The 22,247-nt window shown below is 64.8% G+C and carries 18 protein-coding genes and 1 pseudogene; 7 read left to right on the forward strand and 12 right to left on the reverse strand.

Features of this window, described 5'->3' with window-relative positions; translation table 11 throughout:
• Window positions 1-28: 28 nt before the first annotated feature.
• A complete protein-coding gene (locus tag GLR48_RS25655; protein WP_272911395.1) occupies window positions 29-6,910 on the reverse strand; it encodes a Hint domain-containing protein in 6,882 nt (2,293 codons plus the stop codon).
• Between the two features lie 210 nt (window positions 6,911-7,120).
• Window positions 7,121-8,317, reverse strand: coding sequence for an FAD-binding domain-containing protein (locus tag GLR48_RS10820; protein WP_237061281.1), 1,197 nt, complete (start codon window positions 8,315-8,317; stop codon window positions 7,121-7,123).
• Between the two features lie 206 nt (window positions 8,318-8,523).
• On the opposite strand from GLR48_RS10820, the gene GLR48_RS10825 reads away from it, so the two are divergent.
• From GLR48_RS10825 to GLR48_RS10850, 6 genes are all read left to right on the forward strand, one after another.
• The gene (locus tag GLR48_RS10825; RefSeq protein WP_237061282.1) at window positions 8,524-9,147 is read left to right on the forward strand and encodes an ATP-dependent Clp protease proteolytic subunit; all 624 of its coding nucleotides are present in this window, start codon (window positions 8,524-8,526) and stop codon (window positions 9,145-9,147) included.
• 141 nt (window positions 9,148-9,288) lie between these two features.
• Window positions 9,289-10,557 (forward strand): ATP-dependent Clp protease ATP-binding subunit ClpX, encoded by a 1,269-nt coding sequence (gene clpX, locus GLR48_RS10830; RefSeq protein ID WP_237061283.1) that lies wholly within the window; start codon window positions 9,289-9,291, stop codon window positions 10,555-10,557.
• A 63-nt stretch (window positions 10,558-10,620) separates the two neighbouring features.
• On the forward strand, window positions 10,621-11,079 hold the full coding sequence (locus GLR48_RS10835; protein ID WP_237061284.1) for a hypothetical protein: 459 nt from the start codon (window positions 10,621-10,623) through the stop codon (window positions 11,077-11,079).
• A 3-nt stretch (window positions 11,080-11,082) separates the two neighbouring features.
• On the forward strand, window positions 11,083-11,502 hold the full coding sequence (locus GLR48_RS10840; protein ID WP_237061287.1) for a RidA family protein: 420 nt from the start codon (window positions 11,083-11,085) through the stop codon (window positions 11,500-11,502).
• Between the two features lie 25 nt (window positions 11,503-11,527).
• Window positions 11,528-11,911: an NADH:ubiquinone oxidoreductase subunit NDUFA12 gene (locus tag GLR48_RS10845; RefSeq protein ID WP_237061288.1), complete on the forward strand. Its 384-nt coding sequence runs from the start codon at window positions 11,528-11,530 to the stop codon at window positions 11,909-11,911.
• The gene (locus GLR48_RS10850; protein WP_237061290.1) at window positions 11,908-12,264 is read left to right on the forward strand and encodes a DUF2155 domain-containing protein; all 357 of its coding nucleotides are present in this window, start codon (window positions 11,908-11,910) and stop codon (window positions 12,262-12,264) included. The genes GLR48_RS10845 and GLR48_RS10850 overlap by 4 nt, the downstream gene beginning before the upstream one ends.
• Here GLR48_RS10850 and aat read toward each other — a convergent pair.
• From aat to GLR48_RS10895, 10 genes and pseudogenes are all read right to left on the reverse strand, one after another.
• Window positions 12,228-12,863: a leucyl/phenylalanyl-tRNA--protein transferase gene (gene aat / locus GLR48_RS10855; protein ID WP_442915785.1), complete on the reverse strand. Its 636-nt coding sequence runs from the start codon at window positions 12,861-12,863 to the stop codon at window positions 12,228-12,230. The genes GLR48_RS10850 and aat overlap by 37 nt on opposite strands.
• Window positions 12,864-12,873: 10 nt before the next feature.
• Window positions 12,874-14,220 (reverse strand): acetyl-CoA carboxylase biotin carboxylase subunit, encoded by a 1,347-nt coding sequence (accC, locus tag GLR48_RS10860; protein ID WP_237061296.1) that lies wholly within the window; start codon window positions 14,218-14,220, stop codon window positions 12,874-12,876.
• 10 nt (window positions 14,221-14,230) lie between these two features.
• The gene (accB, locus tag GLR48_RS10865) at window positions 14,231-14,722 is read right to left on the reverse strand and encodes an acetyl-CoA carboxylase biotin carboxyl carrier protein (protein WP_237061299.1); all 492 of its coding nucleotides are present in this window, start codon (window positions 14,720-14,722) and stop codon (window positions 14,231-14,233) included.
• Window positions 14,723-14,835: 113 nt separating this feature from the next.
• A complete protein-coding gene (locus tag GLR48_RS10870; protein ID WP_237061300.1) occupies window positions 14,836-15,255 on the reverse strand; it encodes a hypothetical protein in 420 nt (139 codons plus the stop codon).
• A 123-nt stretch (window positions 15,256-15,378) separates the two neighbouring features.
• Window positions 15,379-16,128, reverse strand: a complete 750-nt coding sequence (locus GLR48_RS10875) for an ABC transporter ATP-binding protein (protein ID WP_237061304.1) — start codon at window positions 16,126-16,128, stop codon at window positions 15,379-15,381.
• 71 nt (window positions 16,129-16,199) lie between these two features.
• Complete coding sequence (locus GLR48_RS26060) at window positions 16,200-16,451, reverse strand: hypothetical protein (protein ID WP_442915839.1); 252 nt, start codon at window positions 16,449-16,451, stop codon at window positions 16,200-16,202.
• Window positions 16,440-16,958: pseudogene (locus tag GLR48_RS10880) on the reverse strand (ABC transporter ATP-binding protein); the annotation flags it as partial. The gene GLR48_RS26060 and the pseudogene GLR48_RS10880, both read right to left, overlap by 12 nt.
• Before the next feature lie 12 nt (window positions 16,959-16,970).
• Complete coding sequence (locus tag GLR48_RS10885) at window positions 16,971-18,173, reverse strand: branched-chain amino acid ABC transporter permease (protein ID WP_237061308.1); 1,203 nt, start codon at window positions 18,171-18,173, stop codon at window positions 16,971-16,973.
• Between the two features lie 3 nt (window positions 18,174-18,176).
• Window positions 18,177-19,208, reverse strand: coding sequence for a branched-chain amino acid ABC transporter permease (locus GLR48_RS10890; protein WP_237061309.1), 1,032 nt, complete (start codon window positions 19,206-19,208; stop codon window positions 18,177-18,179).
• 116 nt (window positions 19,209-19,324) lie between these two features.
• Complete coding sequence (locus GLR48_RS10895; RefSeq protein ID WP_237061311.1) at window positions 19,325-20,683, reverse strand: substrate-binding protein; 1,359 nt, start codon at window positions 20,681-20,683, stop codon at window positions 19,325-19,327.
• Between the two features lie 235 nt (window positions 20,684-20,918).
• Here GLR48_RS10895 and GLR48_RS10900 point away from each other — a divergent pair, with 235 nt between their 5' ends.
• Window positions 20,919-22,217: a helix-turn-helix domain-containing protein gene (locus GLR48_RS10900; RefSeq protein ID WP_237061313.1), complete on the forward strand. Its 1,299-nt coding sequence runs from the start codon at window positions 20,919-20,921 to the stop codon at window positions 22,215-22,217.
• Window positions 22,218-22,247: the final 30 nt, after the last annotated feature.

Here is a 22,247-nt window from a genome sequence, read left to right on the forward strand (position 1 = left end):
AGAGTGACGGGGCGCGAACGGGCAGGCGTCAGACGCGCAGCAACTCCGCCTCGTGGCGTTTGAGGCAGCGGCGGGCAGTGTCGCCGTAGTGGTTCACGTCGGACCGCAAGTCCGGAAAGATCGCAAAGAGCTCTTCGCGGGCGGCATCGTGGATGGCAGTTAGGCCAAGTGATCCGGGGTGGAAACTCTCGGTCGCGGCGCCTTCGGCATAGACCACTTCGTGGGCGTCGAACATCATGTGGATGTAGGTCACGACGCCGCCTGTGTCCTGCGTGACCGACAGGCCGTCCACCAGATGCTTGGCCGCGATCAGCACCTCGCTTTCGCCGAACAGCAGTTCAGCGCGGTAGCCCTGGAACAGCATGCGGTGCTGCGGGGACACCAGCAGGTCACGCTCCAGCCCGGTCACGACGCCGGGGCGGATACGGATCGGGGCAAAGCGACCGTTGGCGGTGACGGTCCGGCGCTGGATCCAGCGGATCGGTTGCAGGCCGTGATCGCGCGTCATCACCAGATCGCCGACCGCAAGGGTCGCGATGTCGCGCGCGCCGCGCGGCGTCGCGATGCGCGTGCCGGGGGTGAAGCAGATGATGTTGTCGAGGTTTTCGATACTGTGGAAGGTGACGAGGCTGCCGTCGGTCAGCAGGATCGTGCCAGAGGAAGGATCGCCGGGCGTATCCTCGGTCCGGCTGCTGAGCACCGCGTTGCGGATGTTGAGCGTATCGGTGCCGTCGCCGCCTTCGATCGTGATGTCGCGCGGGCCGCCGTCCAGGTCGGCGGTCAGCGTGAAGGTGTCGTTGCCCGCGCCGCCATCGACGCTGTCGCCGCGGCCAAAGGTGATGGTGTCGTTGCCCGCACCCGCCAGGATGGTGTCGTCACCCGCGCCGCCGTCGATGATGTCGTCGCCGTCGCCTGCATCAAGGACATCGTTGCCGGCCCCGCCGAACAGGCTGTCGTTGCCGGCGCCGGTCGCGACGTTGTCGTTGCCCGCCCCGCCATAGATGGTGTCGTTGCCCGTCCCGGTGACGATCTGTTCGACTTCGGTAAAGCTGACGGTGCCGGTGCCGTCGGTCAGGGTGCCGGCCTCGGCGTCCGTCAGGGTGACGGTCACGTCGCCGGTCAACGCACTGGCGTCGATGCGGTCGGTGTCGGTCTGGCCTGCGTCCTCGCCGCCCGCGACGGTATCGGTGCCGAAGCCGTCGGCATAGACGAAGGAATCGTTGCCAGCGCCGCCGAACAGGGCGTCGTTCTCGGCGCCACCGGTCAGCGTGTCGCTTCCGGCGTCGCCGTGCAGGGTGTCGTTGCCCGCCCCGCCGAAGAGGGCGTCGTCTCCGGTGCCGCCATAGACGCGGTCGTCGCCGGCGCCCGCACGGACTGTGTCGTTGCCGGCACCCGCCTCGATCAGGTCGTCGTCCGCGCCGGTGCCAGGCAGCACGGTGTCGCCCGCATCGACGCGGTCGCCATCGGGGTCGCCGGTGTAGCCTGCGTCGAGGATGTCGTTGCCCGCGGTGCCGGAGATGGTGCCGTCCGACAACGGCACGCCCAGCGCCTGCAGATAGAAGGGGCTGGCCGCGAGGCTGGGCGAGACGCCGGTGAGCAACACGCTTTCACCGTTGGGGAAGGTCAGCAGTGCGCTGCCGCTGCCATTGTCGGTGACGGTGACGTCGTGGACGTTGACCGGGTTGCCGTCGGCGTCGGTCAGGTCCGAGACGTCGAGCTGGTCGCGTCCGGTGTAGCTGCCGTCGGGGTTGACCGTCGGCCCTTCGAAGGACGTCACCACGTCGTTGCCGCTGCCGTCCTGCAGGACCACCGTGTCGTTGGCGCCGTCGGCGGCGCCAAGGTCGATGCGATCGTTACCGGCGCCCGCGTCGATCCGGTCCGCACCCGCGCCGCTGAAGATGGTGTCGTCACCGCTGCTGCCGGTGATGCTGTCGCTGCCACTGCCGGTGACCACACGTTCCATCTGCGTGAAGGTCGCGGTATTGGTGCCGTCCGTCAGTGTGCCCGCACCGGGGGTGTTCAGGGTCACGGTCAGATTGTCGGTCAGCGCGCTGCCGTCCAGCGTGTCGCCCTGTGTTTGCCCGGCGTTGCCGCCGGTGATGGTGTCGTGGCCGAAACCGCCGAACAGCTTGAACACGTCGTCGCCGGCGCCAAGGTCCACGACGTCATCGCCTTCGCCGCCCAGAACGGTGTCGTTGCCGGACCCGAGGAAGAACTTCTCGACCTCGGTAAAGGTGACGACCGTGTCGGTGGCGGGATTGCCGTCGGTCAGGCTGGCGGGGTTGGTGAGCGTGCCGCTCTCGGACCCTGTCAGGTTCAGGACCGTGTCGGCGGTCATGGCGCGCGCATCGAGGGTGTCGCCGGTGGACTCGCCCGTTTCACCGCCGGTGATCGTGTCGCGCCCCGTGGTGTTGCCGACGATGAAGGTATCGTCGCCGCCGTCGCCGGACAGCACGTCGTTGCCGGTGCCACCCTCCAGCCGGTCGTTGCCCGCGCCGCCGAACAGGCTGTCGTTGCCCGCATCGCCGGACAGCGTGTCGTTCCCCGCGTCGCCGTAGAGCGTGTCGTCGCCGGTGCCGCCGAACAGGATGTCTGCGCCGTTGCCACCAAAGACGGTGTCGCGACCGTCGCCTGCATAGACGGTGTCGTTGCCGTCGCCCGCCGCGATGACGTCGTCGTTGCCGGACGATCCGGGCAGGATCGCGTCGTTGCCATCGATCCGGTCGCCGTCCGCGTCGGTGTAGCCGGTGCCGATGGTGTCGGCACCAGCCGTGCCAGTCACGGTGCCGTCGGGCAGGGGGATTCCCATTGCATTCAGGAAGAACGGGTTCTGCGCGGCGGTGACAGAAACGCCGGTCAGGCGGATGCTTTCGCCGCCCGGAAAGGTGAGGACCGCGTTGCCGGCCCCGTCGTTCGTGACGGTGACGTCGCGCACGTTCACCACGCGGCCATTCGTGGTCAGGCCTGTGACGTCCAGCCGGTCGTGGCCGGTAAAGCTGTTGCCACCGTTCGACGTCGGCGCCTCGAATCCGGTGACGATATCGGCGCCGAAGCCGTTGGTCAGGATCAGCGTGTCAACGGCATTGTCGGCGGCACCGACGTCGATGGTGTCGTTGCCCGCCCCGCCGGTGATCGTGTCGGCACCCGCACCGGCAAAGATCGTCTGGTCGCCAGCACCTGCGACGATCGTGTCGCCGCCCGATCCGGTGATGATCTGCTCGATCTGGGAAAAGGTCGCGGTGTTGCCGGCGCTGGACAGCGTGCCGGCCTCGGCGCCGGTAAAGGTGACGGTCGTGGCGGTGGTCAGGGCAGAGGCGTCGAGCGTGTCGCCAAGCGTCTCGGCGGTCTCGCCACCCGTGATCGTGTCGGTGCCGAAGCCGGCCTGCAGGCGGAAGGTATCGTCGCCGCCGTCACCGGACAGGCTGTCGTTGCCGGTGCCGCCTTCCAGCGTGTCGTTGCCGTCGCCGCCAAACAGGGTGTCGTTGCCTGCATCGCCGATCAGCGTGTCGCTGCCCGCGTCGCCGAACAGCGTGTCGTTGCCGTTGCTGCCGTAAAGGATGTCGTTCCCGGTCCCGCCATAGGCGCGGTCGTTGCCTTCGCCGGCAAAGACCGTGTCGTTGCCGCCGCCGGCCTGGATCAGGTCGTCGTTGCCGGTGCTGCCGGACAGGATGTTGTCGTTGCCGTCGATCCGGTCGCCGTCGGCATCGGTATAGCCCGGCCCGATCGTGTCGGCGCCCGCGGTGCCGCTGACGGTGCCGTCGGGCAGGGGAAAGCCGAAGGCGTTCAGCAGAAACTCGTTCGAGGCGGCGGCGGGGGACAGGCCCTGCAGGACGAGCTGCTCTCCGCGCGGGAAGGTCAGGACGGCGTTGCCGAAACCATCGTCGGTGATGACGATGTCGCGGGTGTTGACCGGATTGCCCTGCAGGTCAGTCAGGGCCGTGGCATCGACTTTGTCGATGGAGGTGAAGGTGCCGTCAGGGTTTGCGACCGGCGCGTCGGCATTGACGATCGTGTCGCGGCCAAAGCCGTTGCGCAGGACCAGCACGTCGGCGGCGCCGTCGTTGCCAAGGTCGATGGTATCGTTGCCGGCCCCTGCGTCGACGCGGTCCGCGCCGGAGCCTGCGATGATCGTGTCGTTGCCGCTGCCGCCGATGATGCTGTCGTTGCCGGCGCCGGTGTCGATGCGAATGCCGCCCGTCGCGGCACTGGCGTTGACCGTGTCGGCATAGGCCGTCGTGACGACGCTTTCGATTTCCGAAAAGTTGACGGTCGCGGTCGCGGCCTTGAATGTGACCGTGCCGGACTCGGTGCCTGTGTACGTGACCGTCGCACCATTGGTTGAGGTCGCGTTGAGCAGGCGCAGCGTGTCGATATCGGTGTTGCCCGCGTCCTCGCCGCCGGCGACGACGTTTTGGTCGTTGTCGTCAGAGACCGTGAACGTGTCGTTGCCGGCGCCGCCGAACAGGCTGTCGCTGCCCGGTCCGCCGGTCAGGCTGTCGTTGCCGGTGCCGCCGTAGAGGACGTCGTTGCCGAGACCACCGGACAGGCTGTCGTTGCCTGCCTCGCCATACAGGACGTCATTGCCCGCCTCGTCGGCCAGGCTGCCAAGGACGTCGTCACCGTCGCCGCCGTAGAGGATATCGTTGCCGACCCCGCCGTAGACGGTGTCGTTGTCGGCCTCACCGGCCAGAATGTCGTCCCCCGCGTCACCCGAGAGGGTGTCGGACCCGGTGCCGCCGGCCAGACTGTCGCTGTCCGCGCCGCCATACAGACTGTCGTCGCCGGTCCCGCCATTCAGAAAGTCGATGCCGTCGCCACCGAACAGCGTGTCGTTACCCGCATCGCCGTTCAGCGTATCGTTGCCCGCATCGCCGCTCAGGCTGTCGTTGCCGGTGCCGCCGGACAGGGTGTCGTCGCCCGTCCCGCCGGAGAGGATGTCGTTGCCGTCGTCACCGCTGAGGCTGTCGTTGCCGTCGTCGCCGAAAAGGACATCGTCCCCGGTGCCCCCCCACAGGGTGTCGCGGCCCTGTCCACCGTAAAGCGTGTCGTTGCCGCCGCTGCCAGCCAGGATGTCATCCCCGGTGTCGCCATAGAGGACGTCGTCGTCCTCTTCGCCGTTGATGTAATCGTTGCCCGTGCCGCCGTAGGCCAGATCGTTGCCGCCTCCGGTGTAGATGATGTCGTCGCCGCCACCGCCGTAGAAGACGTCGCTGCTGGTGCCGTTGAATGCACCCGGTTCGTCGTCGATCGTATCGTTGCCGTCGCCGCCGAAGATGGTGTCGTTCCCGCCGCGACCGACCAGATTGTCGTCGCCCGCGCCGCCATAGATCAGGTCGTCGCCTGCGCCGCCGTCGATGTTGTCGTTGCCGCCGGTCGGCAGAATCGTGGTGAAGCGCACGTCGCTGATATAGGCGCCGTGGTTGGTCGTGCGGCCGTTGGCGTTGATGAACTGAATCTCGATCGACGTGACGGGGCCGGGGATCGACACGTAGGCCGCACCGTTGGCCTGATCGGCTTCGTTGTTGGAGTTGCCGGCGGTGATCGTGTTCTGTCCGGCGCCTGCGCCGGTGTTCGTGACCACATCGTCGCCGTAGGGTGTGATCGTCACCGGAACGAGGGTGCCGTCAGGACCGTAGGCGTAGATGATGAACTGGTCCTGAAAGTTGTTCCCGTTCGACGTGACCATGTCGATGTCGGTCAAAAAGAAGCCGACGTTGCCGACAGCGTCCGAGACGCCGCTGGCGGGATCGGCAGCAAAGTCGATCACGGTCGTGGTGGTTGCGCCGGTCGTTCCCAGCACCTGAACGGAAGACGCCGGATTGAACGCCGTGTCGCCGTTATTGTAGATCGTGGTATTGCTGGTCAGCGTCGACGTCGTGCTGCCGTCGTCGCGGAACGAGACGCTGACGTTGATATTGCCGGTGTCCTGCGTGAACCCGTTGCGCACGTCACTTCCGCTGGCCGCCTGATTGATCCAGCTTAGCGTTTCGGTCGTGACGGCAGCCGGCGCGGGGTCGTCGCCGTAGATGACGTCGTTGCCGTCACCGCCGAAGATGCTGTCGCTGCCGGCCTCACCATAGATCGTGTCGGTCCCGGCGCCGCCGTCGATGGTATCGTTGCTGTCGCCGCCGAAGATCGTGTCGCTGCCGCCGCCCGCGCTGATGCTGTCGGTGCCGGCGCCGCCATAGATGACATCCGACCCGCTGCCGGCCGTGATCGTGTCAGCGCCGGTGCCGCCGTAGCCGGTGTTGTTGCCGTCACCCAAGGCGATGATGTCGGCGCCGGCACCGCCGGCGACACGGTCGTCGCCGGTGCCCGCGTCGATGATGTCGTTGCCGATGCCGCCGTCGACGCTGTCGTTGCCGTCGCCCGCGTTGATGCTGTCGTTGCCGCCACCGCCGTTGATCAGGTCGTCCCCGGTGCCGCCGTCGATGAAATCGTTGCCCGCGCCGCCATAGAGCGTGTCATTGCCGTCGCCGCCATAGACCGAGTCGTTGCCGTCGCCGGCATAGACAAAGTCGTTGCCGGCCCCGGCATTGATGGTGTCGTTGCCAGTCCCCGTGCCAGTTGCATTAGTGCCGCCGTAGATGACATCCGATCCGCCGGCGCCGTTCAAAGCAGCGTCGTTGCCGGTCGTGCCGTAGTAGACGCCGACGTCAGGTGCGGTTTGCACGATCACGGCGGCCAGATTGTTAGGAAACGGGGTGTTCGGCGAGAATTGGACCGCACCGCTCGTGTCGATGTAATAGGTGCCTGAGACTGTCACCAGCGTGTTATTGGTCGTTGTCCGGTATTGGACCGTACCGGTGCCAAGGGTCTGCGACACGGTGAACGTGCTGTAGGCCGACGCCTGATCGCCGCTATTCAGCCGACGATCGTTACCGATATTAAGGACGACACCATCGGGCATGCGCAAACCATCCTGTCTGGCGACAACCAACGTGGCAATCGCTGCTTTCTAGTGTTCACGCATAGGCAACAGTCGCGGCGGCATTTGGCCGTGTGTTTGTCTTAATCAGGATGTTCAGGGTCTTTTTGCGGCGCATGGCCGGGAATATGGTCGAATCGTGGCGGCGGCTGTGGGTGTGCCTTGGAAAGGCCGCAATCGGCCTGTATCAGATCAGCCGCGGACCTGTGCCAAGACCTCTGGCAGGACGTCTTTGAAGCGGAAATATCCGGCGGTCGCATGCGGCCAGGCGAGGGCGTCGATCGGTCTGACCTGCACGCAAAGGCCGATGCCGTGATCCGAAAGTGTCCGGCGCAGATCGCCCAGCGCATCATCCGCCGGACCCGTCGGGATGTGGTGCGTCGTCACGGTGTCCAGGGCATGCGTTCGCGCCCACGCCGCCACGTCGTCGGTCGTGGTGCAGGCGGTGACGGGGCCCAGCCGGTCCGCCAGCCGCGCGGTGCAATCGGCAATGGCGGCGGCGGTGAAGTCATGAACCAGCGGCGCCACGGCCAGATGGCTGCGCCCGGCGGTCGCCTGCAGCGTCGCCGTGGCCACGGGCGCGAGGCCGCGGTCCAGCAGCGCATCGGGGTGCAGGTCGTCTTCGGTCAGCAGAAGGCCGGTCCGCCCCTGCGTGTCGAACCGGTCCGAGACGGGGCAGGGGCGGGTCCTGGGAGGCGGGGGTCCGTCCAGCGCCGGGGCCTGCGGCGCCAGACCTTCGGGGCGAAAGGCGCCTTGCGTGTATGTCGCGATGTTGTCGGGATCGGCCAGATAGGTCTTGCCGCGGCTGTGCAGGCCCGCGACCCAGCGCCAAGACAGGGTGTTGGATGCCGCGTCGCCATCCAGCAGATGACGCAGGAAGAAATCCGCGCCCAGGGTCCATGGCAGGTGCAGGGTAAAGATCCAGATCGAGGCGAACCACATCCGCGCGTGATTGTGCAGATAGCCGGTCTGCACCAGGTCCTGCGCCCAATGGTCGAAACAGGCGATGCCGGTCTGGCCGGTGCAGGCGTCCTGCCACCGCTGGCGCAGCCCGCTTTGGGTCTGGACGTCGTTCCACGCCGCGTCCCGTTCGGACTGATAGGCGGACCACACGCCGGGGCGCAATTCCAGCCAGCCTTTGAAATACAGCCGCCAGCCGATTTCCGACAGGAACTTGCCGGCCATGTCGGGGCTGTGGCGGGCGAGGATGGCCGCGATGACCTCGTCTTCGGTGATCAGTCGGTGGCGGAGCCAGGGCGACAGGCGGCTGACGCCGGGGTGCCCCGGCAGATCGAAGTCGCGCCGCTTGGCGTAATCGCCCGCCGCATGCGGCACAAAGTCCTGCAGACGGGTCAGCGCGGCGGCGCGGGTAGGGGTCCAGTCGGTCATGGGGCGGAAATAACGCGCAGACCGTGCGGTTCAAGCCGCAGGGACGATTGGTTGCGCATTAGCCAAGCCTTCATTCCGGTCTGTCATGCCGGGCCGAACGGGTGTGCTGGAATCGACTGCCCTTGAAGCCCTGCGCCGGGGTGCATAGACTTGGGATTATCCGAAAAGACGTGTGCGCGAAGGCGTCCAGAACCAGAGGCATATTTATGCAAGACCCTGTCCAGACCTACATGAACCTCGTGCCGATGGTGGTCGAACAGACCGCGCGGGGCGAACGCGCCTACGACATCTTCAGCCGGTTGCTGAAGGAACGCATCATCTTCGTCAACGGCCCCGTCCACGATGGCATGAGCCAGCTTGTCGTGGCCCAGCTGCTGCACCTTGAGTCGGAGAATCCGAAGAAGGAAATCAGCATGTACATCAACTCTCCCGGCGGGTCCGTCGTGGCGGGGATGAGCATTTACGACACGATGCAGTACATCCGGCCCAAGGTTTCGACCTTGGTGTGCGGTTTGGCCGCATCCATGGGGTCGGTCATCGCGATCGGTGGCGAAAAGGGCATGCGCTTTGCCCTGCCGAACGCCGAATTCCTGGTCCACCAGCCATCCGGCGGTGCGCAGGGCACGGCAGAGGATATCCTGATCCGTGCGCGCAGCATCGAGCTGACGCGCGAGCGGATGTACAAGCTGTATGTCAAGCATTCCGGCCAGCCGATGGCCAAGGTCCAGAAGGCGCTGGACCGCGACAAGTGGATGACCCCGGAAGAGGCCCTTGAGTGGGGTCACATCGACGAGATCGTCACGAACCGCGATAAGGGTGACGACGCATAAAACAGGGGTTTGACGATCACACCCGCCTGATCGCGCGATGGCTTGCGTGATTTTGGCGTTGTGGCCTCCCCGGCGCTGTCCTAGTCTTTGTGACCAAGGACAGCGCGATACCAAAAGGCCCACGGCCGAAGGACACGACCAATGGCAAGCACCACCGGCAGCGACAGCAAGAACACGCTTTACTGCAGCTTCTGCGGCAAAAGCCAGCACGAGGTGCGCAAACTGATCGCGGGTCCGACCGTGTTCATCTGCGACGAATGCGTCGAGCTGTGCATGGACATCATCCGCGAAGAGACGAAATCCGCTTCTTTGAAATCGGGCGACGGCGTGCCGACACCCCGCGACATCTGCAAGGTGCTGGACGATTACGTCATCGGCCAGATGCATGCCAAGCGGGTGCTGTCCGTCGCCGTCCACAACCATTACAAGCGGTTGAACAACAGCGATAAATCCGACATCGAACTGGCGAAATCCAACATCATGCTGATCGGCCCGACGGGCTGCGGCAAGACGTTGCTGGCGCAGACGCTGGCGCGGATTCTGGATGTGCCGTTCACGATGGCCGATGCCACGACCCTGACCGAAGCGGGTTACGTTGGCGAGGATGTCGAGAACATCATTCTGAAGCTGCTGCAGGCGTCCGAATACAACGTCGAGCGTGCGCAGCGCGGCATCGTCTATATCGACGAGGTCGACAAGATCACCCGCAAGTCCGACAACCCCAGCATCACCCGCGACGTGAGCGGCGAGGGCGTGCAGCAGGCCCTGCTGAAGATCATGGAAGGCACCGTCGCCTCCGTGCCGCCGCAGGGCGGGCGCAAGCATCCGCAGCAGGAATTCCTGCAGGTCGACACGACGAACATCCTGTTCATCTGCGGCGGCGCTTTTGCGGGCCTGGACAAGATCATCGCGCAGCGCGGCAAGGGGTCCGGCATGGGCTTTGGCGCCAACGTCAAGGGACCGGACGAACGCGGCGTGGGCGAGATCTTTACCGAGCTGGAGCCGGAAGACCTGCTGAAATTCGGCCTGATCCCGGAATTCGTCGGCCGTCTGCCGGTCATAGCGACCCTGACCGACCTCGACGAGGACGCATTGATCACCATCCTGACCGCGCCCAAGAACGCGCTGGTCAAGCAGTATCAGCGCCTGTTCGAGATCGAGAACACCAAGCTGACCTTTACCGAGGATGCACTGAAGGCGATCGCCAAGCGCGCTATCGACCGCAAGACCGGTGCACGCGGGTTGCGGTCGATCATGGAGGACATCCTGCTCGACACGATGTTCGATCTGCCGGGGATGGATACGGTGACGGAGGTCGTCGTGAACGAAGAGGCCGTTGGCCCCGACGCCAGCCCGCTGATGATCCACGACGACGGCAAGAAGAAGGAAAAGGAATCCGCCAGCGCGTAAGCGATGCGGCTCTCCTCACTAATCGGTTGGACGGCCCTCGCCATTGCGGGGGTCGTTTTCGTTTTGCCTATCCTGATCGTCTGCCTGTTTGTCCTGTGGATTGTAGCTTGGGACAATCCGCGCTTCGCCCGCGATTACTTTCGCGACATTGTACCGATCTCGCACGTCATGGCGTCAAAACGGTGGTCGAATGACTCTTGCGTCTACGCGATTGCCCGGCTGGGCGCCGATGCGCCCGAAGTGCCTCCGGTCCTCGCATCTGCTGCATCCCCCGACTGGCTCTACGCCTGGCCTGATGACTGGCTGCCAACACCGATACAACCCTCCCTTGACACATCGGGCGATCCTCAGACGTGGTCGATGTTCTTTTGTGCCTACAACTGGCCAAAGGACATTGCTGACAATTTGGCAACGGCATTGATGACCAGTGGATCGTTTTACAATGGTCGGCCGCAAGGACAGGACTTGTACATCTATGCACCGGGTGATGGTCTCATCGCTCGTATCAGATACGGAGATTGACCCATGACCGTCACACACATTTCCACCGGATCGCCGTTCGAGGAGAAGATCGGCTATTCCCGCGCTGTCGTGGCCGATGGCTGGGTCTTTGTGGCGGGCACGACGGGCTATGATTATGCCAGCATGACCATGCCCGAGGATGTCCGCGACCAGTGCCGCAATGCGCTGGACACCATTGCGGACGCATTGAACAAGGCGGGCAGCGGCCTCGATCATGTGGTGCGGGTCAATTATATCCTGCCGGATAGCGCTGACTGGGAACCCTGCTGGCCCATCGTAGCAGAGGCCTTTGCCCGCGCCCGCCCCGCCGCCACGATGATCCGCGCGGGCCTTCAGACGCCCCAGATGAAGATCGAGATCGAGGTGACGGCCCGGTTGCCCGAGGCCGGTGCCTCTGGACCTTTGGCCGCCGTTGGGGCATGACGGGGACAGGCAACCGGAGACGATCATGGGCTTTGCACGCAACCTCGCACGCGCTTTCACCTGGTGGGACGGGCAGACCTTTGCCACCCAGTTCTGGACGTGGCGCAAGGGCGAGCGCGTGGGTGAGGACGCCGGCGGCAACATCTTTTACCGTAACGCCGATGACAGCCGCCGCTGGGTGATCTTCAACGGCGAGGCCGAGGCGTCCAAGGTCGCCCCCGAATGGCACGGCTGGCTGCACCGGACCTGGGACGAGCCGCCGACGGAACGCCCTCTGGTCCACCAGCCTTGGGAAAAGCCGCACCTGGCCAACCTGACGGGCACGCCCGAAGCTTATGCCCCCAAAGGCTCGATCCGCAGTGCGGCGCCCGCCGACCGGTCCGATTACGAGGCCTGGACACCGGAATGATCCGCGCGCTGGCCCTGTGCCTGACGCTGCTGCCGGGTTTGGCTGCCGCGCAGCAGGCGTCGTCCCTGCCGGGTGGCATGCTGCGCGTGTTGGACAAGGTGACGGGGCACCTGACGGATCTTGAACTGAAAGTCGGTCAGTCGGAAAAGGTGGGGTCGCTGCTAATCACCATGAACGACTGTCGCGTTCCCGCCGACAATCCGACCGGCGACGCCTTTGCGGAGCTGAAGGTCAACGACCGTAATGAGCAGGTGCCGGTCTTTGACGGCTGGATGATCGCCTCTGCCCCCGCGCTGAACGCGATGGATCACCCGCGCTATGACGTCTGGGTGATGCGGTGCGAGGCGACCTGATCCAGCGGGATCGGGCCGGCGGGCCCGAAATCGGCCGCGATGGCCAAAGCTTCTGACAGACGCCGTTCATAGCCGCTGCGCGGGATTTCTTCGGCCCCCAGCGATTCCAGATGCGGCGTTATGAACTGCGTGTCAAACAGGCGGAAACCGCGCGCCTGCAACCGCTGGATGGCGCAGGCAAGAGCCACCTTCGACGCGTCGGTCACGGTGGAAAACATGCTCTCGCCAAAGAACGCAGCCCCGATGGTGACGCCGTAGACTCCGCCGACCAGCGTGTCGTCCTGCCAGACCTCGATCGAATGGGCATCGCCCTGCGCGTGCAGGGCCTGATAGACATCGAAGATCTCGGCGTTGATCCAGGTTTCGGCGCGGTTTGCACAGCCCCGCACGACACCGGCGAATGCCTTGTCGGCGCTGGCGGTCAGATGCCCGCGCCGCAGGGTCTTGCGCAGGGACCGCGAGACGTGAAAGCGGTCCAGCGGCAACACGCCGCGCATCCGGGGCTGGACCCAGAACACCTCTGTGGCGTCGCGGGTTTCGGCCATGGGAAAGATACCCTGCCGGTAGGCGTGCAGCAGCAGGTCGGGTGTCAGACCCACTGCCATCCGTTCAACCCAGATGCGTTTCGAGCCAGTGTTCCAGCCAGTGAATGTTGTAGTTGCCGGTCTGCACGTCCGGTTCCTGCAACAGCGCGTGGAACAGGGGAATCGTCGTGTCGACACCGTCGACGATCAACTCTCCCAGCGCGCGGGCAAGACGCGCGAGGGCTTCGGGCCGGTCGCGGCCGTGGACGATCAGCTTGCCGATCAGGCTGTCGTAGTAGGGCGGGATACGGTAGCCGTCGTAGAGCGCCGAGTCCATGCGCACACCAAGGCCGCCCGGCGCGTGATACTGGGTGATCGTGCCGGGGCAGGGGCTGAAGTTCGGCAGCTTTTCCGCGTTGATCCGCACCTCGATGCTGTGGCCGCGGATCTTCAGATCGTCCTGGGTGAACGACATCGGCAGGCCGGCGGCGACGCGGATCTGTTCGCGGACCAGATCGACGTCGAAGATATTCTCGGTCACCGGGTGTTCGACCTGCAGACGGGTGTTCATCTCGATGAAGTAGAACTCGTCGTTTTCGAACAGGAATTCGATGGTGCCGGCGCCGATGTAGTTGATCCGGGCCACGGCGTCGGCGCAGACCTTGCCGATGCGCGCGCGCAGTTCGGGCGTGATCGCGGGGCCGGGGGCCTCTTCCAGCACCTTTTGGTGGCGCCGTTGCAGGGAACAGTCACGCTCGCCCAGATGCACCGCGTTACCCTTGCCGTCGCCAAAGACCTGAATTTCGATATGGCGCGGGGTGGTCAGGTATTTCTCGATATAGACTTCGTCGTTGCCGAAAGCGGCTTTTGCCTCGGCCCGAGCGGAGTGGAACGCCTTTTCGATGTCGGCGGCGGTTAGCGCCACCTTCATGCCGCGGCCGCCACCGCCGGCGGTGGCCTTGATGATGACCGGATAGCCGATTTCCGCGCCGACGCGCTGGGCATCCTTCAGGGTCGGCACGCCGCCGTCAGAGCCGGGGACGCAGGGCACGCCCAGCTTTTTCATCGTGTCCTTGGCGGTGATCTTGTCGCCCATGGTGCGGATATGCGCGGCGGTCGGGCCGATGAAGGTCAGCGAGTGGTCTTCGACCACCTGCACGAAGGCCGCGTTTTCCGACAGGAAGCCGTAACCGGGGTGGATCGCCTGCGCGCCGGTGATTTCACAGGCCGCGATGATCGACGGAAAGTTCAGGTAGGACTGGGCCGAGGAGGGCGGGCCGATGCAGACGGCCTCGTCCGCCATGCGGACGTGCATGGCGTCGGCGTCGGCGGTGGAATGCACGGCAACGGAAGCGATGCCCATTTCCCGGCAGGCGCGCACGACTCGCAGGGCGATTTCGCCCCGGTTCGCGATCAGGATCTTGTCGAACATGGTAAAACCCCTATTCGATGATCATCAGGGGGGCGCCGAATTCCACCGGACCGCCATCCTCGACCAGGATACGTTTCACGGTGCCGGCACGGGGTGCCGGGATGTGGTTCATGGTCTTCATTGCCTCGATGATCAGCAGGGTGTCGCCTTCCTTGACCGTCGATCCGGTCGACACGAAGGCGGCTGCACCCGGTTCGGCGGCCATGTAGACGGTGCCGACCATCGGCGAGGTGACGGCGCCCGGATGGGCGGCGGGATCGGCCGGCATCGCGGGGACGGGGGTCTGCATCTGGGCCGAAGTGGCGGGCGCTGCGGCCTGCGCCATCATCGGCTGCTGCGGCGCGGGTGCGGCCTGGATATGACGGCTGACGCGGACGTTCAGGCTGTCGTTTTCGGCGTAGTCGCGCTTGACTTGCAATTCGGTCAGGTCGTTGGCGCGCAGCAATTCGGCCAAGGCCTGAATGAAACTGACGTCGCTGTCCTGAGAGGTCTTATTGCCCATGATTTTCCCGGCCACTGCTTTTGTTCCATGACAGACGCGGCCTGAAGACCGCGCGATTGGCGGACTTATAGGCTAACAGCGCGTGGGTGGAAAGCGTTTGCGGCCGTTTCGGATCAGCCGGGCAACGGCACGGGAATGGGTCGTGGATCACGCACCCCGCTTGCGGCCGGGTCTGACCCGGTGTCGGGTGCCGGACCGGTAGCAGATCCGTCGTCAGCGTCGGCCTGCGCCTGCACGGCGGGATCCTGAGGTTCGCGGCTGTCGGTCTGGGCCTTGGTGTCGGCCTGACCGCGCGGCAGCATTGTGACACCATAGGGTTTCAAGACCCGCTCGATCTTGGTGATGCTGTCAGAGGTATCGGTCATGCGTGCTTCGGCCACGGCCCCTTTTTGTGTGTATTGGGACGGCATGGGCAAGGGAATGAAGGGTGTCGGATCGCGTGCCAGGGCTGCGGCGTCGGCGGTCGGTCTATGGTCCATGATGGGCACGGTCAAAGGCGACGGCGCTGCAATGGACGTGAGTGGGACGAGCATGACGGGACTCCTTGCTTTGAGGGGTGGAAGGGGACCCCTCAAACATCGAACGATCCGGTTACCCACTGGTAAACCGGATCGCTGATTCAGAGTGAAAAGCGAATCAATGGTTAACGACGCAGATCAAATAGCGAGATATTCGGCCCGCAGTTTCTCGTTTTCGAGGACTTCCTGCGCCGATCCGTCGAAGACAACCGATCCGGTGTCCAGAATCACGGCACGATCCGCGAGTTTCAGCGCGGCGACGGCGTTCTGCTCGACGATGATCGTCGTGATTCCCTGATCGCGGATGATCTTCAGCGTTTTCGCAATTTCCTGCACGATGACAGGCGCTAGTCCTTCGTAGGGTTCGTCCAGCAGTAGCACCTTGATGTCACGGGCCAGCGCGCGCGCGATGGCCAGCATCTGCTGTTCGCCGCCCGAGAGGGTGACGCCTTCCTGCTTGCGACGCTCTTTCAGGCGCGGGAACAGTTCGTAGATCCGCTCCAGCGACCAGCCGATCGGCGGGGCGATCTGGGCCAGTTGCAGGTTCTCCTCGACCGTGAGGCCCGCGATGATGCAGCGGTCTTCGGGCACCAGCGCGATGCCGTGGGCCGCAGCCTGATGGCTTTTCATCAGGTGCAGCGGCTGGTGATCCAGCCAGATCTCGCCGTGCTTCAGTTCCGGGTTGCCCAGCCGCGCGATGGTGCGCAGGGTCGAGGTCTTGCCGGCGCCGTTGCGGCCCAGAAGGGCGAGGATCTCGCCTTCGTGGATGTCGAAGCTGACGTTCTGGACGATGTAGCTTTCGCCGTAATAGGCCTCGATTTCCCAGACCGAAAGGAAGGGGCGGTCGACGGCGGCAGAGTTCTTCTTGATGTCGAATGGGGCGGTCATGTTCTGTCCTTATGCGCTGGCCAAATTTTCATCGAAAATTTGGAGGCTCCGATTTATCGATGTAAAATCGGCTAGATCTGCGTTTCGCCCAGATAGGCTTCGCGCACCTTCGGGTCGACCTTGATCTGGTCGGGGCTGCCTTCGACCAGCGGCGTGCCTTGCGCCATGACCGTGATCCGGTCTGCCAGGCTGAACACCACCTGCATGTCGTGTTCGATGATCGCCATGGTGATCCCGCGCTTGACGCGGATATCCTTGAGCAGGGCGATGGTGTTTTCCGTATCCGCCCGCGCCATGCCGGCGGTGGGTTCGTCCAGCAGCATCAGGCGCGGTTCCTGCACCAGACACATCGCCATTTCCAGCCGCCGCTTGTCGCCGCGCGAGAGCGAGGAAGCCACGACGTTGGATTTCGACAGCATGTTGACCTCGTCCAGCATCGCCTCGGCCTGATGGCCGATCTCGCGTTCGTGGCGGACGGGTTCAAGAGCGTGCATCCGGAACGATCCGTCGCGTTTCGCGAAACAGGGGATCAGGACGTTTTCCAGCACCGTCAGATCGGCAAAGATCTCTGGCGTCTGGAACACGCGGCTGATGCCCATCTGCGCGATTTCGAACGGTTTGCGGCCCAGCACGGACTGGCCATCGAACATGACCGACCCGCTGTCGGGGATCAGTTTGCCCACCAGCACGTTCAGCAGGGTGGATTTACCCGCACCGTTCGGGCCGATGATGGCGTGGACCGTGTTTTCCTGAATGGACAGGTTCACGTCACCCAGCGCCTGCAAGCCGCCGAAGCGCTTGTTGATGCCTTTGACTTCAAGGATTCCCATGGTGTTCTCTCCTTATTCCGCAGGCTTCTGGCGGGCGGCGTCGCGTTCCGCCGCGGTGGCGTTGCCGGACTTGCGGCTGAAAAATGCGCCCAGCCGCTGCCCACCCTGCACCAGACCGCCGGGCAGGAAGATGACGACGACCATGAACAGCAGGCCGAGGGTCAGCTGCCAGCCTTCGCCGACGAAGGGGTGGATGATCTTGATGATGAAATTCTCCAACCCGTCGGGCAGGGCGCGGAAGGCGCCGTGCAACACGTTGTCGTTGATCTTGGAGACGATGTTTTCCAGATACTTGATCACACCGGACCCCACGACCGGGCCGATCAGCGTGCCGACGCCGCCGAGGATGGCCATGACGACGATCTCGCCACTGGCGGTCCAGTACATCCGTTCCGCACCCGTCAGCGGGTCCATCGCGGCCAGCAGGCCCCCGGCAAGGCCCGCATACATACCCGAGATGATGAAGGCCCAGAGCATGTAGGGCTTCGTGTTCAGGCCAGTGTAATTCATCCGCGTCTGGTTCGACTTGATCGCCCGCAGCATCATCCCGAAGGGCGAGCGGAAGATGCGGATCGACAGGTAGAAGGCGAGGATCAGCATGAGGGCGCAGAGGTAGTAGCCGACCTCGAACGTGAACTGCCAGTCACCGAAGTAGATCGTCGTGGATTCGGCCATCGGCAGCCCGAAAAGGTGGGGCGCGGAGGGCGCGCCGGCGCTGGCCAGCACCTGCGGGTCGGAGGGGTAGACCTGCAAGCCCGTCTCTCCGTTCGTGAGGGGGGTCAGCACGGAATAGGCGAGGGCATAGGACATCTGCGCGAAGGCCAGCGTCAGGATCGAAAAGTAGATGCCGGACCTGCGCAGGCTGACGTAGCCGATCACGATGGAAAAGAGGCCAGCGACGATGACGCTGAGGATGATGGCCGGGACGATGTTGAAGCTGAGAAGCTTGAACATCCACACGGCGGCGTAGGATCCGACGCCGAGGAACGCCGCGTGGCCGAAGGACAGATACCCTGTCAGGCCGAAGAGGATGTTGAACCCGATCACGAGGATGCCGAAGATCGCGAAGCGTTGCAGCAGGGCGGGATAGCCCGCGTTGAACGACTGCCCGAGCGAGGAGTTCACCGGAAAGGGGTTGAGGATGATCGGCGCCAGCAGCGTGATCGCCACGACCACCAGCAGCAGCATGAAGTCTTTCTTGGTCAGACCCAGCATGGTTTAGTCCTCCATCACGCCGGCGCGGCCCATCAGGCCCCGGGGACGTGTCAGCAGAATGATGATGGCCACCAGATAGATGACGATCTGGTCGATGCCCGGCAGGATCGCCTTGACCTCGTTCATGGATGCAAAGCCCTGCAGGATGCCCAAGAGGAAGCCCGCGAGGACGGCCCCGGGCAGCGAGCCCATGCCGCCGACGACGACCACGACGAACGAAAGCACCAGAAAGTCCATGCCCATGTGGTAGTTGGGCGAAACGATGGGCGCATACATGGCCCCCGCGAGCCCTGCGACAGCGGCGGCGAGGCCGAACATCAGGGTAAAGCGCTTGTCGATGTCGATGCCCAGCATGCCGACGGTTTCACGGTCCGCCATGCCGGCGCGCACGACCATCCCGAAGGTGGTGAACTGCAGGAAGGCAAAGACGGCGGCGATGATGACGGCCGAGAAGGCGAAGTAGACCAGACGCCAGATCGGGTAGACGATCGCGTTGGCCTGAAAGCCAATGTATTGACCCAGATCGACCGATCCGCTGAACATCGGCGGCGCCGGCGACTGGATCGGGTTGGCACCGTAGACGGCGCGGATGATTTCCTGCAGCACGATCGCAAGGCCGAAGGTCACGAGGATCTGGTCTGCGTGGGGGCGCTTGTAGAAGTGCTTGATCAGACCCCTCTCCATCGCCCAGCCGACGAAGAGCATGACCGGGATGACGAGGACGATCGACAGCGGCACCGACCATGCGATCAGCGATTGCGCACCGTCCACGCCGAAGACAGAGGCGAGGTAAGGCACCTTGGTCTGCAGCGGATTGCCCAGAAAGTCGGTCTGCGTCGGGTCGATGACCGTATGGCTGAGCGTCAGCAGGCGTTGCATCGTGACGGCGCAGAAGGCGCCGATCATGAACAGCGCGCCGTGGGCGAAGTTCACCACGCCCAGCGTGCCGAAGATCAGGGTGAGGCCCAGCGCGATCAGCGCATAGGCCGATCCCTTGTCCAGACCGTTGAGAATTTGAAGAATGATAGCGTCCATCGGTCCGCTCCTCAGGGGGTTCGGGCGTGCGTTCACAGGCTTTGAAAACAGGCGACGGTGTCACGGGTGACACGTCTGCGGTGGGGCAGGCGGCATGCGCCTGCCCCGCTGGGCGCTTAGGCGCCCGGGTTGCACTCGCCCAATGCGCCACCGGCGAACATCGGGTGATCCTCGGGATATTCGACCTGCGCACGCGGCGTTTGCTCGATGATCTTGAGGGTGTCGTAGCCGACCATGTTGGCATTGCCGGACGCGCTGGCGCTGCCTTCCATGACCAGAACGTCCTTGAAGCACTGGTGATCCGCGGCGCGATACAGCGTCGGGCCGTTGCCCATGCCGTCGAACTCGAAATCCGCCAGAGCCTCGCCCACGGCGCAGGGGTTGAACGACCCGGCGCGTGTCACGGCATCCGCGTACAGCAGCGTCTGGACGTAGCAGGTGTGTGCGGCGTTCGACGGCGGGAAGCCGTACTTTTCACCGAACGACTTGACGAAGGCCTTGGTGCCCTCGTCCTGCAGCTGCCAGTTCCAGTTCATCGAGCCGTAGACGCCTTCGATGTTTGACCCGGCACCCTTGGCCATCAGTTCCGAATAGAGCGGCACGACGATCTGGAAGTCCTTGCCGTTGACCTGCTTGCCCTTCAGGCCGAACTGCACGGCCTGGGTCAAGGAGTTGACCATGTCCCCGCCGTAGTGGTTCAGCACGAGGATATCGGCGCCGGAGTTCAGCACCGGTGCGATGTAGGAGGAGAAGTCGCCGGCGCCCACGGGCGTCAGCACGTTCTGCACGGTGTTCCAGCCCATCGCTTCGGTCGCGGCGGCCATGGATTCCTGCTGCGTCCAGCCCCAGGTGTAGTCGGCGGTCAGGTGATAGGCCTGACGGTCTGTGCCGTAGGCCTTTTCCAGCACCGGCGACAGGGCGGCGGCGGACATATAGGCGTTGAAGAAATGGCGGAAGCCATTCGCCTTGCGGTCCTTGCCGGTCGTGTCGTTGGAGTGGGTCAGACCCGCCATGAAGATGACGCCGGCCTCTTGGCAGAGGCCCTGCACGGCCACGGCGACGCCCGAGGAGGACCCGCCATTGATCATGATGCAGCCGTCCTTCTGGATCATCGACTGCGCCGAGGCGCGGCCGACGTCGGACTTGGTCTGCGTGTCGCCGGTGACGAACTGGACCTTCTTGCCCAGGACGCCCGTCCCGTCGAGCGACTTGGAGGAGAAGGTGGACAGCATGCCGCCGTCGCCTTCGCCGTTCAGGTGCTGAACGGCCAGCTCTTGCGCGCGCAGCTCGTCAAGGCCTTCTTCGGCGTAGGGGCCGGTCTGCGGCACGTTGAAGCCGAAGGTGACCGTGTCGCCGGTCGGCGCGTTGGTGAATCCTGAATCCTGCGCACGCAGGTAGGTGGGCAGCATCAGTCCGGCGCCGGCTACGGCCCCGGTCTTCAGCACGCCACGGCGTGAGAAATGCGATCTCGTCATTGGTATCCTCCCTCATGTTTCATCGTCGCCGGACCCTCCCGTCCGTTGACATGCACTTGACAGCGCTGCCGCGACAATGCGGGTGATATCGCCATTCTCAAAGAAACCTTTCCAAGGCTGCGCGGAATTTGTAAACAAATGCACAGATGCCGGGGTGGGTTTGTAAATCGTGCTGTATTGCGGTGCGTTGTGCGGGTTCATCGCGCCTTTGGCGGGTGTTCAGGAGGGTGGGCGGATGAATGCGACGGGTGCGCGGATCAGGGCGCGGCGGCTGGATGCGGGAATGTCGCAGCGCGATCTGGCGCAGGCGGTCGGCATTTCGCCCAGCTATCTGAACCTGATCGAACACGACCGGCGGCGGGTTGCGGGCAAGCTGGTGGGACGGATCGCGGATCATCTTTCGCTGGACCCCGTGCTGTTGTCGGAGGGTGCCGATACGGCCCTGATCAACCGGATGCGGATGGCGGCCGCTGCGCTGTCCACCACGGCGGTCGAGGTAGCACAGGCCGAGGATCTGGCGACCCGCTATCCCGGCTGGTCCCGGCTGATCGCGGCACAGGCGCGGCAGATCGCGGCGCTGGACGGCCGGGTCAAGGTGCTGTCGGACCGGATCAGCCACGATCCCGCGTTGGCCGCGGCCCTGCACGGGGTCATCACCGCCGTGACGGCGATCCAGTCGTCGGCGGCGATCCTGACCGGAGAGACGCCCCTGGACGCGGACTGGCAGGCGCGGTTTCATCGCAACATCAACGCCGACGCCGGGCGTCTTGCCGAGACGACGGCGGCGCTGGTCGCCTGTTTCGATGCGCCCCTTGGCGCAGGCGGTGATCCGGTTGCGGGGGATGCGGCGTCGCCGCTGGCGCAGATGGAACGGACGCTGGCGAAGACCGGCTTTCATCGTCCTGAACTGGAGGCGGGTGGTGCTGAAAGCACAACCAGCCTTACGGGTGGCGGAGCCTTGGCGGACGTGCTGCGCGACCACGACGAACGCTATATCGCTGATGCTCTGGCCCTGCCGCTGGACGTGATTGGACTTGCGGCGCGTGATGCGGACTACGATCCGCTGCGCCTTGCCGCGCAACTGGGGCGGCCATTGGCGCAGGTAATGCGGCGGCTGGCGACCTTGCCGGACGCGCCGCCGCTGGGGGTGCTGCAATGCGACGCGGCGGGCGTCGTGACCCTGATGAAGGCGGTGCCCGGCTTTGCCGTGCCGCGCGACACCCTGTGCCCGTTCTGGCCGGTCTTCACCGCGCTGGGGCAGCCGGGACGTCCGGTTGTCGCTCGGGTGGCGCTGGCCGGCCCGTCCGAGTCCCGTCTGACCTGCTATGCGCTGGCCGAAGTCGTGCCGCATCCGGCTGGCCCCTACCTGCCGCCGCTGATCGCGGCACTGATGCTGGTCCGGCCGGACGATCCCGCCACGGCGGCCGCCGATCCCTCTCCGCCGGTGCCCGTCGGGCCGGGCTGCGCCATCTGCCCGCGGCAGGACTGTCCGGCGCGCCGCGAACCTGCGGTTGCCGGCGTTCAGGAGCTTTGACAGCGTGGCCCTCAGTCGCGATAGTCTGCC

The organism is Loktanella sp. M215 (genome assembly GCF_021735925.1).
GTDB lineage: Bacteria > Pseudomonadota > Alphaproteobacteria > Rhodobacterales > Rhodobacteraceae > Loktanella.

What these genes read in the sequence shown, in the direction of transcription:
- GLR48_RS10875 (WP_237061304.1), bottom strand. Translation starts at nt 16,128, where the DNA reads ATGACCGCCCCATTCGACATCAAGAAGAACTCTGCCGCCGTCGACCGC.
- accC (WP_237061296.1), bottom strand. Translation starts at nt 14,220, where the DNA reads ATGTTCGACAAGATCCTGATCGCGAACCGGGGCGAAATCGCCCTGCGA.
- GLR48_RS10870 (WP_237061300.1), bottom strand. Translation starts at nt 15,255, where the DNA reads ATGCTCGTCCCACTCACGTCCATTGCAGCGCCGTCGCCTTTGACCGTG.
- GLR48_RS10820 (WP_237061281.1), bottom strand. Translation starts at nt 8,317, where the DNA reads ATGACCGACTGGACCCCTACCCGCGCCGCCGCGCTGACCCGTCTGCAG.
- GLR48_RS10845 (WP_237061288.1), top strand. Translation starts at nt 11,528, where the DNA reads ATGGGCTTTGCACGCAACCTCGCACGCGCTTTCACCTGGTGGGACGGG.
- GLR48_RS10840 (WP_237061287.1), top strand. Translation starts at nt 11,083, where the DNA reads ATGACCGTCACACACATTTCCACCGGATCGCCGTTCGAGGAGAAGATC.
- GLR48_RS26060 (WP_442915839.1), bottom strand. Translation starts at nt 16,451, where the DNA reads ATGCTGCTGGACGAACCCACCGCCGGCATGGCGCGGGCGGATACGGAA.
- GLR48_RS25655 (WP_272911395.1), bottom strand. Translation starts at nt 6,910, where the DNA reads ATGCCCGATGGTGTCGTCCTTAATATCGGTAACGATCGTCGGCTGAAT.
- GLR48_RS10850 (WP_237061290.1), top strand. Translation starts at nt 11,908, where the DNA reads ATGATCCGCGCGCTGGCCCTGTGCCTGACGCTGCTGCCGGGTTTGGCT.
- GLR48_RS10900 (WP_237061313.1), top strand. Translation starts at nt 20,919, where the DNA reads ATGAATGCGACGGGTGCGCGGATCAGGGCGCGGCGGCTGGATGCGGGA.
- GLR48_RS10895 (WP_237061311.1), bottom strand. Translation starts at nt 20,683, where the DNA reads ATGACGAGATCGCATTTCTCACGCCGTGGCGTGCTGAAGACCGGGGCC.
- accB (WP_237061299.1), bottom strand. Translation starts at nt 14,722, where the DNA reads ATGGGCAATAAGACCTCTCAGGACAGCGACGTCAGTTTCATTCAGGCC.
- GLR48_RS10890 (WP_237061309.1), bottom strand. Translation starts at nt 19,208, where the DNA reads ATGGACGCTATCATTCTTCAAATTCTCAACGGTCTGGACAAGGGATCG.
- GLR48_RS10885 (WP_237061308.1), bottom strand. Translation starts at nt 18,173, where the DNA reads ATGCTGGGTCTGACCAAGAAAGACTTCATGCTGCTGCTGGTGGTCGTG.
- clpX (WP_237061283.1), top strand. Translation starts at nt 9,289, where the DNA reads ATGGCAAGCACCACCGGCAGCGACAGCAAGAACACGCTTTACTGCAGC.
- GLR48_RS10825 (WP_237061282.1), top strand. Translation starts at nt 8,524, where the DNA reads ATGCAAGACCCTGTCCAGACCTACATGAACCTCGTGCCGATGGTGGTC.